The organism is Halomonas sp. M20 (assembly GCF_020622265.1).
Lineage (GTDB): Bacteria > Pseudomonadota > Gammaproteobacteria > Pseudomonadales > Halomonadaceae > Modicisalibacter.
In genome coordinates, this window is the sequence record NZ_JACNMQ010000002.1 from 56,274 (window position 1) to 70,824 (window position 14,551).

Here is a 14,551-nt window from a genome sequence, read left to right on the forward strand (position 1 = left end):
GGCCTGATCGAGCGATTTCAGCCGATCGGAACGGGCTCAGGGTACCTGCACCCAGGCATCGGCGCTAGCCCTCCGAGTCTCAACGATCCGGAGCATGTCGCCTTGAATACTGTCAATCTCGATGTTCCGGGCGGGCAATAATACGCCAATCCTGACCGATGGCGCGAATGTCGTCGATCTGCAACGTTCGCTGTTGCGCCATGCGCTCCATGCCCGGGAGTGCGAATAGCGGCCGCGCCTCTCCACCCAGAAGAATGGGTGCCACGAACAGGTGCATTTCGTCGATCAGCTCCGCATCGAGCATGGCGCCCGCAAGCGTTGCACCGGTTTCCAGCAGCACTTCGTTGCAACTTTCGTTACGGGCTAGATATTCCAGCAGTGCCTTCAGATCGACCCGCCCCTTTCCTTCGCAGGCCAGCACGACAACTTCCGCGCCAGCTCGCTCCCGCGCTTCACGGCGCGCATTGTCGTTGCTGCAAGTGGCAATCAACGTGCGCCCGGGTTCCCGCAGGCACGCCGCCGCCAGGGGTAGACGCACATGCGAGTCGACCACCACCCGCAGTGGCTGGTGAAGGTTGATCGTTTCGTCTCGATCGAGATTCAGCTGTTCGGGGCGCACCGTGAGCCGGGAGTTATCGAAGATGATCGATTCGACGCCTGTCATTATCGCACTCGAACGGGCACGCAATCGCTGCACCTCGGTACGCGCCGCCGGGCCGGTAATCCATTGGGACTCCCCGCTTGCCATGGCGGTACGCCCGTCAATACTCATGGCCATCTTCAAGCGCACAAATGGACGCTTGCGCTCCATGCGCGAAATGAACCCCGGGTTCAATGCTCGGGCCTGAGCTTCGAGCAGACCAACGTCAACTTCGATACCGGCTGCTTCGAGCATAGCGATACCGCGTCCGGCGACCAACGGGTTAGGATCCTGCATGGCAACGACGACCCGGGCGACACCGGCTTCGATCAACGCCTGGCTACAGGGGCCGGTACGGCCTTGATGGGAACAGGGCTCGAGAGTGACGAAGGCAGTCGCGTCACGAGCCGCCTCACCGGCATGTCGAAGCGCGTTGATCTCCGCATGGGGCTCCCCCGCGTACTGGTGCCAGCCTTCACCGACCACTTGATCGTTCTTGACCAGCACGCAGCCGACTCGGGGGTTGGGGTCGGTGCTATAGAGACCGCGCCGGGCCAGCACCAGGGCACGAGCCATCCAACTTTCGGGGCTTGCAGTTCTCATGGCTTACTGCTCATCCTGGGCAGGAAACTCTGGTTCCTGAGCCAGACGGTCGATCTCGGCGCGAAATTCATCGAGATCCTGAAAGCGTCGGTAGACGGACGCAAAGCGAATATAGGCCACTTGATCGAGCCGCTTGAGGGCACGCATCACTTCACCGCCGATCTCTCTCGCATCGATCTCACGCTCGCCTCTGGCCCGCAGACGCTGACGAATACGCTCCACCGCTGCTTCAATGGACTCGGCGCTTACCGGGCGTTTTTCCAGGGCACGCAGCATGCCTGCCCGCAATTTGACTTCATTGAAATCTTCCCGAGAGTCGTCGGCCTTGATGACCCGGGGCATGATCAACTCGGCAGTCTCGTAGGTGGTAAAGCGCTCACCACAGCTTGCACACTGGCGGCGGCGACGCACCTGATCACCTTCGGCGACCAAACGCGAGTCAGTTACCCGGGTATCTTGGGATCCACAAAAAGGACAATGCATTAGCAGGCATCCAGCGTGAGCATGTGATCTTATTGTACCGGCTTGATCTACTTGTAGTGCAAGGTACAAAGTCTTGTCGTATCTGGTCGTTGCCTTCATTATAGAAGGCTCATTCCCAAGCGTAAGGAAACACCATGGGTATTCTTGCATGGATCGTATTCGGTCTCATTGCCGGCGTCATTGCCAAACTCATCATGCCCGGTAAAGATCCAGGTGGCTTCATCGTCACCATCATCATCGGTATCCTGGGCGCCGTGGTCGGCGGCTGGATAGGCTCGGCTCTGGGCCTTGGCTCGGTTACCGGTTTCAATCTGGGCAGCTTCGTCGTGGCGGTGCTGGGTGCAATCGTACTGCTGGTCATCTATCGGATGGTGAAGAAGTAACGGCTCTTGACCTTTCCCCTCGGTATGATCACCGAGGGGAAATCTTTCAATAACGAACAACCTTTCACACACCACATCGGCCTTCAAACGCAAATTCAATGAATGATTCAGCGCGCTGCATCTTGGTGATGGGAGTTTCGGGATCGGGAAAATCACATATCGGCCGTGAACTCGCCACTGCCATGGATGCCGACTTCATTGACGCGGATGACCACCATAGCCCTCTGAATGTGGCCAAGATGACACGAGGGGAACCGCTTGGCGACGAGGATCGCAAGGAGTGGCTCACCACATTAAGCGAGTTTTTCCGTCATCATTGCCTGCAAGAGCGCGATGTGGTCATCGCCTGCTCGGCCTTGAAGAAGCGCTATCGCGATGTGCTACGCCAAGGCGCCCCGGCATTGAAGATCCTCTATCTACGGGGTAGCCGCGAAGTGCTGCTAGAGCGATTGAATACTCGCGGTGCGCACTTCTTCGCCGGCGAGCGCATGCTCGACAGTCAGCTCCAAACCCTGGAACCACCGGACGATGACGAGGCCATCTGCCTGGATGTTCGCTATTCTCCGAAAGCCATTGTCGAGCGCTTCCTCGTCCAATTAACGAGTCGCTGAACGCACTTCATGCCTTCGCGCGAGTGCACATATTCCTGCCAGGATAGCGTTGTCGCTGTCGATTTCCTGAACTGCAAACCCCTCTTTTTCCAGGGCACGCCGATAAAGCGCATTGAGCGTACTGGAGCCGACCAGCTGCACTTGGGTTGCATCTGAAAAAATCCCGCGCTGAGTGCGGACTTCACTACCGATCAGTACTCCGGAGATAAAACTGCCTACCTGCGCCGCGGCAAGCCCAGCGTATAAATGCCGACTGCGCGCCTCGAACAGCGCATGCAGCGGGCCAGAGGAGTGCCGTGCCGCCTGCATGCCCTGTTCAAAGCCTTCTTCGTCGAAGGTGTCGCTGCCTCGACCCGGTTCACCGGGCAGGGTATGAAAGCGCACCGCATGATAAAGCTCGCCGGTCATCAGCGTCATGAAATCGACCATCCGCCCTTCTTCTAATTGCACCCATTTGCTATGGGTGCCCGGTAGACAGCATAGCGCCGTGCCCTCGCCGCTCATGGCGAGAGCACCGAAGGCCTGGATTTCCTCGCCCCGCATGACATCCACCCGATCGGCAGTAACTGTTTTGACGCCGGGGACTATCCAGGCATTCTCAAGACCGGGTGCTGCCACGACGTGATTCGCCAGATCGCTTGCGCTTACCGGAAGATCGAGCTGTGGCGCCTCGCTCCACCCCCGGGCCGAGCCGACCATGCCGGCAAGATAAACCGGCACGCGCCCCTCATTGCGCCAATCGTCAATCTGGGCGGCGCAATAATGCGGAAACTCCGCGCTGCTCAAGGAGCGTAACCCTGCCTCGGAACGCCGGCTCTCCAGACACTCACCGCTACCGGCATCGACCAGGAAGGCGCGGAAATTGCTGGTTCCCCAGTCAACAGCGATCAAATGTCCTGAGTCTTGGCTCATGCATCTGCCTCGCGCTCGAAATACTCCGCCTGGATCAGCGTTTCCCGCACTCGACGCCACTCGGCGATCAATTCACGGCCCTGCTGCTCTACCTGGGTCGCCGACCAGCCGGGGCGATAGACACTGCCACCGAAGCCGAAACCATCGATGCCGGCGCTCATCCATTCGCTCATGTTGCTCTTGTCGATACCGCCCACGGCGAATACCGGCATTTCGGGCGGGAGAACCGCCTTGAGATCCTTGAAATAACCGATGCCTAGACGAGCCGCAGGGAACAGCTTGAGGGTGGTAGCACCCGCAGCCACTGCCGCTAACGCTTCGCTTGGGGTCATGCAACCGATCATTGGCGCCAGCCCTTGAGCCACCGCCTCGCGGATCACTGTCTCATCGGTATTGGGCGTAATGACGATCGGCGCGTCGAGCTCGGCAAGTCGCGCACAGGCCGCCGGATCGAGCACCGTGCCGGCTCCGATCACCACATCCTCCGGGCAACGCTTGGCGATGCGCTCGATACTCTCGAACGCGGAAGGTGAATTGAGTGGAACTTCAATCATCTTGAAGCCAACCTCGACCAGCGCATCGAAGATCTCATCGATTTCCTGGGGCCGCACACCGCGCAGAATGGCGACCAAAGGCAAATGCTCGAGGGCCGCATCCAAGGCGGCCCGGCGTGTTTCGTTCATGCTCGACTCCTATTCTCAGACCAACCACATCGCCAGATTCGGCCACACCAGCAGCGCCATCAACACGCATAGCTGAATCGCGATGAATGGTAACAAGGATACGAAGATGTCCTTGAGGCTAATGCTCGGTGGCGCCACGCCCTTGAGATAAAAGGCGGCGGGACCAAACGGCGGCGACAGGAACGACACCTGCATGTTGACCGCAAACAGGATGCCGAACCAGATGGGGCTGTAGCCTAGCTGCTCGACGATGGGCACGAAGATCGGCAGTGTCAGCATCGCCACCCCGATCCAGTCCAGGAACATGCCCAGCATCAGCAGGATCCCCATCATTACCAAAATGATCACGATCGGTTCGACCTCCAGTCCCAGGATCAACTGAGAGATGAAACGGTTGCCACCCATCAGATTGTAGACCCCCACCAGGGCTGCCGCACCGATACCGATCCAGATGATCATGCCGCAGGTAGTCAGGGTCTGACTCAAGCTCTCGTGTAGCGTCTTGAAGGAGAACTCGCCGCGTCCGACTACGGCCAACAGCACGCCGAACACCCCCATGGCCGCCGCCTCGGTCACCGAAGCTACCCCACCATAGATCGATCCTAGCACCAGAAAGGCAATCAGACCCGGCACGATAATCGCCTTGAGCGCCTGGCCCTTGGTGGCAAATCCTTCCTGACGATCCGCCTCGGTCATGGGCGGCCCCAGCTTGGGATTCTTCAAGCAGCGCACCAGGATGTAGGCAATATAGCTGCCCATCAGAATCATGGCCGGGGTGATTGCCGCGGTGAACAGATCGGCGATAGATTCGCTGGCAATCAGACCGTAGATGATCAACACGATGGAGGGCGGCATCATGGTGCCCAGGGAGCCCCCGGCACACACCACACCGATCGACAGATGCTTGTCGTAGCCCAGGCGCAGCATCTGAGGCAAGGCGAGAATCCCCAGCAGCACGATTTCCCCGCCGATGATCCCGGACAGCGCCGCCAGGAAGAACGCCACCACCACGGTCTGAATGGCGACCCCACCAGGCAAGCGGCCGGCAAACACCCGCATGGCATTGAACAGATCCTTGGCGATCCCGGATCGATCGAGTAACGAGGCCATCAACACGAACATCGGCACCGCCACCAGGGAGTATTCGGTGACGAAGCCATACACCCGGCTGGTCACCAGCGGCAGTGCATTGGTGCCGAACCAACCGAAGGTAAAGGCCAGGGCGACCAGCCCCGTGACGAAGGCCAGAGGCAGGCCGGTCACCAACAGGGCAAAGATTGCCCCAACGAGCAGCAGCGTTCCGTCTGCGATTTCCATCAGCGTACTCCCCCAGTACCCTCGGCGCGATCATCGGCCCGTGCGCGTAACGACTGAACGAGATGAATCAATGACTGTACGCACATGATGATCAGCGCCAGCATGATCATGCCCTTGACCAGCGCCGGAAAAGGCGGATTCCAGGAGGTGCCGGAGCGCTCCAGCGACCACTCGCCCAACGGGTTGTGGGAGGCGTCCCAGAACATGACGTAGGCGGCATAGCTCATGCCCAGGCAGAAGCCCAGGGTCACCAGATCGTTGAAGCGATCCAGCCATAGTTTGAACCGCGGTCCAACGGTATCGTAGAGCACCCGCACACGAATATGACGATTGCTGGCCAAGGCGACCGGACCGCCAAGCGAAAAGCTCACCGCCACCAGCATGACCACGGATTCATGTACCCAGGAGGTGGGCGAGTCGAAACCGTAACGCATGATGACCTCAAAAACGCTGATCGCCATGGCGATGAATATCAGCCAGGCAGCACCGCGCCCGCACCACACTATCCCCTTGTCGAATCTGCTCCTGACCGGGTCGGGTTGGGTCGTGGTTTCTCCGGCGATCGGGCCGGCGAGTTCGTCTTTTCCAGGCTTCGGGGAACCGTCATCGGGAGGTGGGTGTGGTGACATGGCCTATCCTCTAAACAAAAACAGAAGGAATCCGGGCAGATTCCTTCGGCATAAAACAATCGAACAACAAACAGGTGCTGACGCCGGAGCATCCCGGCGTCGTCGAGCCCCACTTACATCAAGTTGTTTTCCTTGAGATAAGCGGTCACCGAGTCGTAGACCTTCTGGGTCATGTCGTTCTTCTCGGCCCAGATGGCCCACTCTTTTTCGGCGATGTTGCGGAACTTGGCGCGCTCTTCATCGGGCAGATCGATGATCTCGATATCCGGATTCTGGCGTACCTCTTCTACCGCTTCCTGATCGAGTTCCTTGAGCTTGGCCACCATTTCGTCGCCCATGTCGACCACGCTGCTCTCGAGCATGCTCTTCAGATCGTCCGGCAGGCTATCCCACTCTCCCTTGTTGAGAGACACCGCCACCATGGGCAGCGAGTGGAAGCCCGGATAGCTGGGATACGGCGCGAATTCGTACAGGCCTTGCTGGTAATTGGTGGCGAAGACGGTGTAGTCCGCCGCATCGATCACGCCCTTTTCCAAGGCGGTATAGACCTCGGAGCCCGGCAGATTCACCGGCGTGGCGCCAGCCTTTTCGAAGATGTTGTAGACCATGCCTTCCGGCGCGCGCAGTTTCAGTCCCTTGAGGTCGTCGACGGTGCGAATCGGCCGCTTTGAAGGCAAGGCTTCAAGGCCCGTGGCGGCGGCGCCGATCAGATGCAGGCCATAAGGCTCGACGAGTTCGTTGTAGAGCTCTTCGCCACCCCCATTGCGCATGTAGTCGAGGAATTCGTTGGGATCGCCCCAAGCGCCGACCAGATTCCCCAGCATACCGAAGGCCGGGTTCTGTCCGGTGAAGTAGCTGGGATCGGTCAGGTGCCCCTGTAAAATACCGGACTTGACGGCCTGTAGGGTCTGATTGGCCTGAACCACCGCATTGACCGGCAGGATCTCGATCTGGATACGGCCGTCGGATTTTTCCTCGACCTCATCGGCCCAGGCCTTCTTGATCTCGAACTGCGGCTCACCGGAGGTTTCCGAGGTCTGGAAGGTCCATTCGTACTCGGCGGCCTGGGCACTGAACGCCAGTGCTCCGAGCACGGCAATGGTAAGCGTCTTGAGTGGCATGCGTGACATCATGTACATCTCCTTAACCATCTGTTGTTTGAACTTCATGCATTGCGGTTTGGGGTTCCAGGGTAGGCAACACTGGAAGCAGCCCTTCAAGCCCCAGATCCCGGCCGGTGCGATCCAGCACCGCCAGTGCCGCCTGGGCAGCCTGTTGTGGCTGGCGCAGGCGTATGGCTTCCATGACGCGTCGATGACGCTCCATACTGTCTTGGAGTTCATCGGCACTGTGATTGGATTTTTCCACTAAAAGCGCGATGGCAGGCTTCAGCACGTGGCTGATTTGCGCCCACACAAGATTGTGAGAAGCCGTGAAAATCGCTTCATGAAAGTCGACATCGTATTCATTGTGGGTGCGCCCTTCCCAGCATAGGTCATCCTGCTCAAGAGCATGGATCATGCCGCTGTAGGCGGTTTCGATCGCCAGTAGATCGGCGGCGGTGGCATGTTCTGCGGCCAGGCGCGCAACGAAAGGCTCCACGGCGACGCGAAAAGCGAAGATCTCGCGTTGAATACTGGGATTGGGTTGAGCGAAGCGCGCCATCCAGGCACTGACCCGGGGGTCGAGCAAATGCCATTCCGCAAGCTCACGTACCCGAGTGCCCTGACCGGAGATACGTTTCAGCAAGCCTGCCGCCACAAGCAGCTGCAGGGCACTACGCACCGTACTGCGGCTGACGCCGAACTGATCGCACAAGTCGATCTCGCGAGGCACGTAGTCTCCCGGCCCATAGCGACCGCTGAAGATGGCTTCAGCCAGATATTCAGCAATGTCCGGGCGCCTGGAGCGACCCTTGCCAACGGCGTGACTCATGGAATAGTGCCCGCGTTTGTAGGACCAGGATTTCAGTATGTCCGACATAGCTTCGAACAATAATAAAAGGAGCGCCTTTAGACTTTAGTCTAAAGGCGCTCCCTATACGCCTGAATAAATTGAACCACAGCCCTTAATCGAAGCGCACGAGCCCTACTTCTACATCATCGCCTGCCACCTCGCGTACTGCCTTGAGCCCCTGTTCGTCAAAGTTCGAACTGAGCTCGATCCTGTCGACGCCTTGAGAGACGAGGTCTCGCGTCAAGCGCTTGGCCGTATCGATATCGCTCAAGGTAACGAGACTCAAATGGTAGCCCTCACTGCTTTGACTGCTCGATGAGGTATTGCCGGATGCAGGCACCATGATCAAGAAAGCAACATGTTGAGTAGACGCCATGAAGAAATCTCCTGAAGCATTGAATGATCGAATCCAGCATAGTGCAGAATTGCCGGCGCTTGCTTGCTATCGCCTCCCTAGGCAAAACTAGGTGCAGCAACGCCACGGGCCCCATATTCAATCATGGAAACCCGGGACGCCTCGTTCAAGCGATCGCGTAATCCGGGGTTTCAGGGCTATCTTGGATACCCACCAGAGACAGGTTTTCATTGCCGGCGTTCTGCTTCACGATCGTCGAATCGAGCTGAGCCAGTACGGTGTCCGCATCCATGGGTTGTTCGGAGCCCAGCGGCCCTTCATTTGCCCACAGCAGGCTATCTCGCTGACCGGTGGCATATATCTCCTCGAAAGGAATACGCTCGCCGCGCTCGGGAATCGCCAACGCCTGCGCCGGATCGAGATCCTCGAAAGAGTCGTCCGCCAAGGACTCGATGACGCCCAGCATACTCAGCAAGCCTTCGGCGGTGAGGGCACTGGCCAGGGCGCTGTAGTCCGTGTCGAGTCCATTCTGGGCGATCTGATCCATTTCCTGCAGGCCGCGCTGCTCGATCAGCAATGTCGGCGTACCCTCCAGCGCCAGACCGTTACGCGCGATGGACGGGATGCCGCTGCCGGGGAAGAGAGAAAGCTCAGCGTGATCGAAATCCTCGAGCTGGTTGGCGATCGCCACCGCCGCGCGCTGGCCGGTTTCCGATACCTGGGCGTCCACGCCGGGATTGGTCGCCCACTGCACCGACATGGTCTCGAGTTCGCCATCTTCACCGAGGTAATCGTTCTGATGATGATAATCCAGGAACAGATCCGGGTTGTACTCCTCCACTACCTCGAGCACTGCAAGCGCCTCGGGGATGGTCTCTGGATCAGGACGATCGGTCGCATCGTAGCTGCGGTTGAGATCCACATTCTCGGAGTTGCGGCGCGGATCGAGTACGTCCTGATCGCCGGCGGCCTGTTGTTCCCAACGGGCAAAACCGTCCGGATTGACTCGCGGCATCGCTACCACGGTCACTTCATCCCGCAGGTTTCTGGCGTAATCAGTGTCTGCACTGAGGGTATCGAGCAGCGTGACCAGCGCCTCGGTTCCCAGGGGTTCGTCACCATGCTGCTGGGAAACGATCATGAGCGTCTTGTCACCCTGCCCCACTTCGGCGCGATACAGCGGGCGCCCTTCCACCGACTCCCCCGCTACCGCCAGATCCAGCGTATCGCGCTGCTCATCGAGAGTTTCCAGGTCCGCGTAAAGCTGCTCATTCGAACGCAAGTTGTCCAGGGTGAGCGGCTGATCCTTGTCGAACTCGCCCAGGGATACGTTATCCGCGTAATAATCCGCGATGGAGAACTTGGCAAAACTTGCTTCCTGATCGGTCGGCCCGGCCGCCCGCAGCATGGTAGGTACCAGCTCATCGCGCTGTAACGCGCCGCTTCCCAGCTGTTCGGTCCAGTACGCCAACCCCCCTTCATCGGGCTTACGTTCGAACAGCTCGTCATAAAGGGTGGTAACGAATGCCTCATCGCTTGGCCTGTCGTCACCCGAGCGTAACTCCTCGTAGTAAGACAACCCGGACGACAACTCATCGAAATCGAAGACATCCTCCTCAAGAAGATACGCTCCCGCTTTTTGAGCTGCGGGACCGGCAGGCTGCCCGAGATAGGCGGCATAAACTGCCTGAATCTTCTGTTCGGTGTATTGGCTAGCCATGTTTACCTACCCTTGTTTGATCAAGCGCGACGCGCACAAAATTCGATATGGCGAAATGATGAAATATCTCATAGGACAAGTAGGGTAGCGTACTAGAGGTGCCATGCCATCCTTTCGTCTACTTTTTTATGAAACATTCGGCACCAATATTACCTCTTCCAGTTCAAAGCCGTTGCCAGGCTTCTTCAAGTACGTGGTGCTGTGCAATCTTCTGGTCGATGAAAGTATTGAACAAGGTGGTGAGCTCCGGAATAACGTTTGCCTCAAGCAACTGTTCATAAAGACGTCGTGAATGCTGTTCGTCGCCGAGCATACGCTTGAACACCTGGTTGGCCGTCTGCTCATCGAGTACAAAGAAGGGAGCCCGGGTAGGTAACTTGCAGGCTGTCTTGATAGCCGGCAAGTGTTCAAAGAAAAGACGCTTGTTGACATTCTTCAGCTCGCCCAGTCGACGCTGGCTTTCGAACACCAGCGTATCCATCAAACTGCTGATGGCGGTATTGAACGGCTGAAACCGCAGCGCCATCAGGCGATAACGCCTGGCTTCTTGCCCTTCATGAGCATTAGCCAAGATGAACAGCTCTTCGGGCATGAGACTGGCAGTACTCGTATCTTTTGCATGCTGCATATTCCCCTCCCCCTTGCAAAGGCGTTAGATAAGCCAAGCCACAGCGTCGATAGTCTTGGAATCAGGCACATCTTCAGTGTGGTAGCAAGTGGGAGGCAAAAAATTGATCTTGATCAGTTAAAAACAGGCTTTAGCCATAAACAGTAGTCTGGTAACTCTAATTGATCATGACTGCCATCCTGGCCAAGCAAGAAACTGAACCTAAGCAGTAGACAGCATGAGCTCATCACGCAAGCGCTTTCTGTACCAGACGCTGCGCATCGGGTGTCATGGGAATGGTGGCGACAAGTTCGTGGCCGCGCGGTGACATCTTGTGCCAGGTCTTGCGCAGAATACGAATCAACTTCTCTTCATCATGCTCACTGGAAAAGTCCGCAAAGTAGTGCTCGAGAAACACCAGACAAGCGGTGTCTTCCATGGCTTGTGTGTCGGCATCGTGACGCAGCTTCTCCTTGCGGATCATCTGGGCGACCCGCTCGCAAAACTCGGCTTCATAACCTACCTCACCCAGAACCCTAGCGGCCTGTTCGGCCTGGATACGCCCCAGGTCCCGGCGCCAGGTCAAATAGCCCGGGCGATCCTGAGGATAATCGCTTCTTGGAACGCGCCAACGCTGCAGATGCTGGGCACGCACCGCCAGCCGCAGCGCTTCCGAGGCATCGGGGTCCACCTGGGCAAGCCAGGCGCTCATGCGCTCGGCGTAGAGCAACTCCTGGGGCACCTCCTGACCATCGGCCAGCTCCCGGCGAGGATCCTCGGCATGCAAGGCATCCAGTTGCCGAAGAGCGGTATCGAAGCGTGCGCTTGGCTCAGTCATGATGGGCTCCTATTAAATCAGTGCTTTCCTATCAGAATAGAATAGACCTGTAATCGAAAATTATTGAATAGAAAGCTGGGCTCGCGCAGGCATTTATCTCTCAACCGAACACGCCTTGGCTGCGCAAATACTCATCATAACTGCCGCTGAAGTCGATCACTTTCTCGCCGCTCATATCCAGGATGCGGGTCGCCAGGGACGACACGAACTCGCGATCGTGGCTAACAAAGATGAGCGTCCCGGGATAGTGCTCGAGAGCCAGGTTGAGGGCTTCGATGGACTCCATATCCAAGTGGTTGGTGGGCTCATCCATGAGCAGCACGTTAGGTTTTTGCAGCGCCAGCTTGCCGAACAGCATACGCCCCTGCTCGCCACCGGAGATCACCTTTACGGACTTGCCGATATCATCGTTTGAGAACAGCATGCGCCCCAGGGCGCCGCGAATCGTCTGCTCGCCGCCATCGGTCCATTGGGCCATCCATTCGTAGAGAGAAGCATCGTTAGCGAAGTCGGCGGCATGATCCTGAGCGAAATAGCCAAGCTCGGCGCTGTCGGTCCATTTCACAACGCCGGCATCCGGTGCTAGCTCTTCCACCAGGCAGCGCAGCAGCGTGGTCTTGCCGACACCGTTGGGACCAATGATAGCCACGCGTTCGCCGGCCTCGATCTGCAGCCCCAGACGCTCGAACAGCAACGCGTCGTCAAAACCCTTGCTCAGTGCCTCAATGTTGACCGCGCCGCGATGAATCTTACGCTTCTGTTCGAAGCGAATGAACGGACTGACCCGGCTCGACGGCTTGACCTCATCGAGCTTGATCTTGTCCATCTTGCGCTGGCGGGAGGTGGCCTGCTTGGCCTTGGAGGCATTGGCGGAGAAACGGCTGACGAAAGCCTGGAGCTCGGCGATTTCGGCCTTCTTCTTGGCGTTGTCCGCATGCAGACGCTCCCGGGCCTGGGTCGCCGCGGTCATGTACTCATCGTAATTGCCGGGGAACAGGCGCAGCTCGCCGTAATCCAGGTCCGCCATATGGGTGCAGACGCTGTTGAGGAAATGACGATCGTGAGAAATGATCACCATGGTGCTGTTGCGGGCGGTAAGTACTTCTTCTAACCAGCGTATGGTGTTGATGTCCAGATGGTTAGTGGGTTCATCCAGCAACAGCACATCCGGATCGGAAAACAGCGCCTGGGCCAGCAACACCCGCAGTTTCCAGCCCGGCGAGACCTCGCTCATGGGGCCAATGTGCTGCGCTTCGGGAATGCCCAGCCCCAGCAACAGTTCACCGGCTCGCGCCTCGGCGGTATAGCCGTCGAGCTCCGCAAACTGGACTTCCAGATCCGCGACCCGCATGCCGTCCTCTTCGCTCATCTCGACCTGGGAATAGATACGCTCTCGCTCCGCCGCTACCCGCCATAGCTCGGTATTGCCCATGATCACGGTATCGATGACGCGATACTGCTCGAAGGCAAATTGATCCTGACGCAGCTTACCGAGCCGCGTACCCGGCTCGAGCATCACCTGCCCGGCGGAGGGATCGAGATCGCCGCCGAGGATTTTCATGAAGGTGGACTTGCCGCTGCCGTTGGCCCCGATCAGGCCGTAGCGATTACCGTTGTTGAATTTGACCGAGACATCCTCGAACAGGGGCTTGGCCCCGAACTGCATGGTGATATTGGCGGTTGCGATCACGAAAGGTCCAATCGAAAGGGCTCGAGTCAGGGTTTGAGGCAGCGCTCGAGCGTGAAAAGGGCGTGATTGTATCGCTTCAGTGCTTGGGCTTCACCCTGTAGACACGCAAAAGGCACCGTCTGGTGCCTTTTATATTCAGGAGCGCGTCGAAACCACTATGTCTTACTCGTTCACTGGTTTCAGCGGCGCCCAGTCCTTACGGTTGGCCAAGAATTCGGGCCTTGGCTTGTTGCCGCAGTAGGGGTCGTGCAGGGTGTTCTCGACGCTGTTGTAGACGAAGAACAGATTGCTTCTCGGCCAGCAGGACATGTTGATGTTGGAGCCGTGCATGGTATTGCACTCGAACATGATCAAGGAGCCAGCCTGACCCTTGGGCGCCTCGATCTCGCCTTCGAGCATCAGTTTCTTGAGGCTGGCGGCGTCCGGCACGCCGACGTCTTGACTCTTCAACGACTCCTTGTAGTTGTCCGTGGGCGTACGGCCGACACAGGGCACGAAATGCTGGTGGGAGCCGGGAATCAGCATCAACGGGCCGTTGAACTCGCCATTCTCGGTAAGAATGAGCGAGCAGCTCAAGGCGCGCATGCGCGGCATACCGTCTTCGCTATGCCAGGTCTCGAAGTCGGAATGCCAATCGAAACCCTTGCCCTTGAAACCGGGCTTGTAGTTGATGCGGGACTGGTGGATGTAGACATCGCTACCCAGCAACTGCTGGACCATCGCCAGCAGGCGCGGGTCCCGGGTCAAACGGCTAAAGCGCTCGGATACCTCATGAATACCGAAGATCGAGCGTATTTCCTGGTTGCCGGGCTCTAAAATAGTACCCTCGGAAAGCTTCAGATCCTCGTCTTCTTCGTAATCACGCAGTTCCTGGATAAAGGCGTCCATTTCCGCCTTGTCGAAGAAATTTTCGAAAGAAAGAAACCCTTTCCTGTCGAATTCATCAACTTCCTTTTCGCTCAGGGGACCGTTGCTGCGCTGATCACCCTCGCTGTGCACCACCGGATCGATGCGCTCGAACATACCCTGTTTTCGTTCCAGCCGGGTCGGAAAAAGATCTTGAGCATTCTGCATGGCAAACCTCTCCATTCAGTCTGTTCTTTAAAACGACTTTCCCAGAAGGC

General features: G+C 57.9%; 16 protein-coding genes. 2 read left to right on the forward strand and 14 right to left on the reverse strand.

Features of this window, described 5'->3' with window-relative positions; translation table 11 throughout:
- Positions 1-112: 112 nt before the first annotated feature.
- Both ribD and nrdR read right to left on the reverse strand, forming a co-directional pair.
- Complete coding sequence (ribD, locus tag H7850_RS05895) at positions 113-1,243, reverse strand: bifunctional diaminohydroxyphosphoribosylaminopyrimidine deaminase/5-amino-6-(5-phosphoribosylamino)uracil reductase RibD (protein ID WP_227368598.1); 1,131 nt, start codon at positions 1,241-1,243, stop codon at positions 113-115.
- A 3-nt stretch (positions 1,244-1,246) separates the two neighbouring features.
- The gene (gene nrdR / locus H7850_RS05900; RefSeq protein WP_227368599.1) at positions 1,247-1,726 is read right to left on the reverse strand and encodes a transcriptional regulator NrdR; all 480 of its coding nucleotides are present in this window, start codon (positions 1,724-1,726) and stop codon (positions 1,247-1,249) included.
- Positions 1,727-1,860: 134 nt separating this feature from the next.
- Between nrdR and H7850_RS05905 the strand changes: the two genes are divergently transcribed.
- Both H7850_RS05905 and H7850_RS05910 read left to right on the forward strand, forming a co-directional pair.
- Complete coding sequence (locus tag H7850_RS05905; protein WP_227368600.1) at positions 1,861-2,109, forward strand: GlsB/YeaQ/YmgE family stress response membrane protein; 249 nt, start codon at positions 1,861-1,863, stop codon at positions 2,107-2,109.
- A 98-nt stretch (positions 2,110-2,207) separates the two neighbouring features.
- Positions 2,208-2,720 (forward strand): gluconokinase, encoded by a 513-nt coding sequence (locus tag H7850_RS05910; RefSeq protein WP_227368601.1) that lies wholly within the window; start codon positions 2,208-2,210, stop codon positions 2,718-2,720.
- Here the strand turns inward: H7850_RS05910 and H7850_RS05915 are convergent.
- The 12 genes from H7850_RS05915 to thpD form a co-directional block, all read right to left on the reverse strand.
- Complete coding sequence (locus H7850_RS05915) at positions 2,706-3,632, reverse strand: 2-dehydro-3-deoxygalactonokinase (RefSeq protein ID WP_227368602.1); 927 nt, start codon at positions 3,630-3,632, stop codon at positions 2,706-2,708. The two genes, H7850_RS05910 and H7850_RS05915, sit on opposite strands and share 15 nt — an antisense overlap.
- Positions 3,629-4,315: a 2-dehydro-3-deoxy-6-phosphogalactonate aldolase gene (locus H7850_RS05920; protein ID WP_227368603.1), complete on the reverse strand. Its 687-nt coding sequence runs from the start codon at positions 4,313-4,315 to the stop codon at positions 3,629-3,631. The genes H7850_RS05915 and H7850_RS05920 overlap by 4 nt, the downstream gene beginning before the upstream one ends.
- Before the next feature lie 15 nt (positions 4,316-4,330).
- Positions 4,331-5,632 carry a TRAP transporter large permease gene (locus H7850_RS05925; protein ID WP_227368604.1) on the reverse strand — a complete coding sequence of 434 codons (1,302 nt, stop codon included), beginning with the start codon at positions 5,630-5,632 and terminating at the stop codon, positions 4,331-4,333.
- Positions 5,632-6,261, reverse strand: coding sequence for a TRAP transporter small permease subunit (locus H7850_RS05930; RefSeq protein ID WP_227368605.1), 630 nt, complete (start codon positions 6,259-6,261; stop codon positions 5,632-5,634). The genes H7850_RS05925 and H7850_RS05930 overlap by 1 nt, the downstream gene beginning before the upstream one ends.
- Positions 6,262-6,374: 113 nt before the next feature.
- Positions 6,375-7,394, reverse strand: coding sequence for a TRAP transporter substrate-binding protein (locus tag H7850_RS05935; RefSeq protein ID WP_227368606.1), 1,020 nt, complete (start codon positions 7,392-7,394; stop codon positions 6,375-6,377).
- A gap of 10 nt (positions 7,395-7,404) precedes the next feature.
- Positions 7,405-8,196: a FadR/GntR family transcriptional regulator gene (locus H7850_RS05940; RefSeq protein ID WP_227368607.1), complete on the reverse strand. Its 792-nt coding sequence runs from the start codon at positions 8,194-8,196 to the stop codon at positions 7,405-7,407.
- A 133-nt stretch (positions 8,197-8,329) separates the two neighbouring features.
- Positions 8,330-8,593 (reverse strand): DUF6506 family protein, encoded by a 264-nt coding sequence (locus H7850_RS05945; protein WP_227368608.1) that lies wholly within the window; start codon positions 8,591-8,593, stop codon positions 8,330-8,332.
- A 145-nt stretch (positions 8,594-8,738) separates the two neighbouring features.
- On the reverse strand, positions 8,739-10,292 hold the full coding sequence (locus tag H7850_RS05950; protein ID WP_227368609.1) for a M14 family zinc carboxypeptidase: 1,554 nt from the start codon (positions 10,290-10,292) through the stop codon (positions 8,739-8,741).
- A 163-nt stretch (positions 10,293-10,455) separates the two neighbouring features.
- Positions 10,456-10,920, reverse strand: coding sequence for a hypothetical protein (locus H7850_RS05955; protein WP_227368610.1), 465 nt, complete (start codon positions 10,918-10,920; stop codon positions 10,456-10,458).
- Between the two features lie 226 nt (positions 10,921-11,146).
- Positions 11,147-11,737 carry a DUF4202 domain-containing protein gene (locus H7850_RS05960; protein ID WP_227368611.1) on the reverse strand — a complete coding sequence of 197 codons (591 nt, stop codon included), beginning with the start codon at positions 11,735-11,737 and terminating at the stop codon, positions 11,147-11,149.
- Positions 11,738-11,837: 100 nt separating this feature from the next.
- Positions 11,838-13,427, reverse strand: coding sequence for an ABC-F family ATPase (locus H7850_RS05965; protein ID WP_227368612.1), 1,590 nt, complete (start codon positions 13,425-13,427; stop codon positions 11,838-11,840).
- 162 nt (positions 13,428-13,589) lie between these two features.
- A complete protein-coding gene (thpD, locus tag H7850_RS05970; protein ID WP_227368613.1) occupies positions 13,590-14,501 on the reverse strand; it encodes an ectoine hydroxylase in 912 nt (303 codons plus the stop codon).
- Positions 14,502-14,551 lie beyond the last annotated feature (50 nt).

Coding starts and splice junctions, on each gene's coding strand:
- H7850_RS05930 (WP_227368605.1), bottom strand. CDS start 6,261: ATGTCACCACACCCACCTCCCGATGACGGTTCCCCGAAGCCTGGAAAA.
- H7850_RS05950 (WP_227368609.1), bottom strand. CDS start 10,292: ATGGCTAGCCAATACACCGAACAGAAGATTCAGGCAGTTTATGCCGCC.
- H7850_RS05925 (WP_227368604.1), bottom strand. CDS start 5,632: ATGGAAATCGCAGACGGAACGCTGCTGCTCGTTGGGGCAATCTTTGCC.
- nrdR (WP_227368599.1), bottom strand. CDS start 1,726: ATGCATTGTCCTTTTTGTGGATCCCAAGATACCCGGGTAACTGACTCG.
- H7850_RS05905 (WP_227368600.1), top strand. CDS start 1,861: ATGGGTATTCTTGCATGGATCGTATTCGGTCTCATTGCCGGCGTCATT.
- H7850_RS05915 (WP_227368602.1), bottom strand. CDS start 3,632: ATGAGCCAAGACTCAGGACATTTGATCGCTGTTGACTGGGGAACCAGC.
- H7850_RS05955 (WP_227368610.1), bottom strand. CDS start 10,920: ATGCAGCATGCAAAAGATACGAGTACTGCCAGTCTCATGCCCGAAGAG.
- H7850_RS05920 (WP_227368603.1), bottom strand. CDS start 4,315: ATGAACGAAACACGCCGGGCCGCCTTGGATGCGGCCCTCGAGCATTTG.
- H7850_RS05940 (WP_227368607.1), bottom strand. CDS start 8,196: ATGAGTCACGCCGTTGGCAAGGGTCGCTCCAGGCGCCCGGACATTGCT.
- H7850_RS05960 (WP_227368611.1), bottom strand. CDS start 11,737: ATGACTGAGCCAAGCGCACGCTTCGATACCGCTCTTCGGCAACTGGAT.
- thpD (WP_227368613.1), bottom strand. CDS start 14,501: ATGCAGAATGCTCAAGATCTTTTTCCGACCCGGCTGGAACGAAAACAG.
- ribD (WP_227368598.1), bottom strand. CDS start 1,243: ATGAGAACTGCAAGCCCCGAAAGTTGGATGGCTCGTGCCCTGGTGCTG.
- H7850_RS05945 (WP_227368608.1), bottom strand. CDS start 8,593: ATGGCGTCTACTCAACATGTTGCTTTCTTGATCATGGTGCCTGCATCC.
- H7850_RS05935 (WP_227368606.1), bottom strand. CDS start 7,394: ATGATGTCACGCATGCCACTCAAGACGCTTACCATTGCCGTGCTCGGA.
- H7850_RS05910 (WP_227368601.1), top strand. CDS start 2,208: ATGAATGATTCAGCGCGCTGCATCTTGGTGATGGGAGTTTCGGGATCG.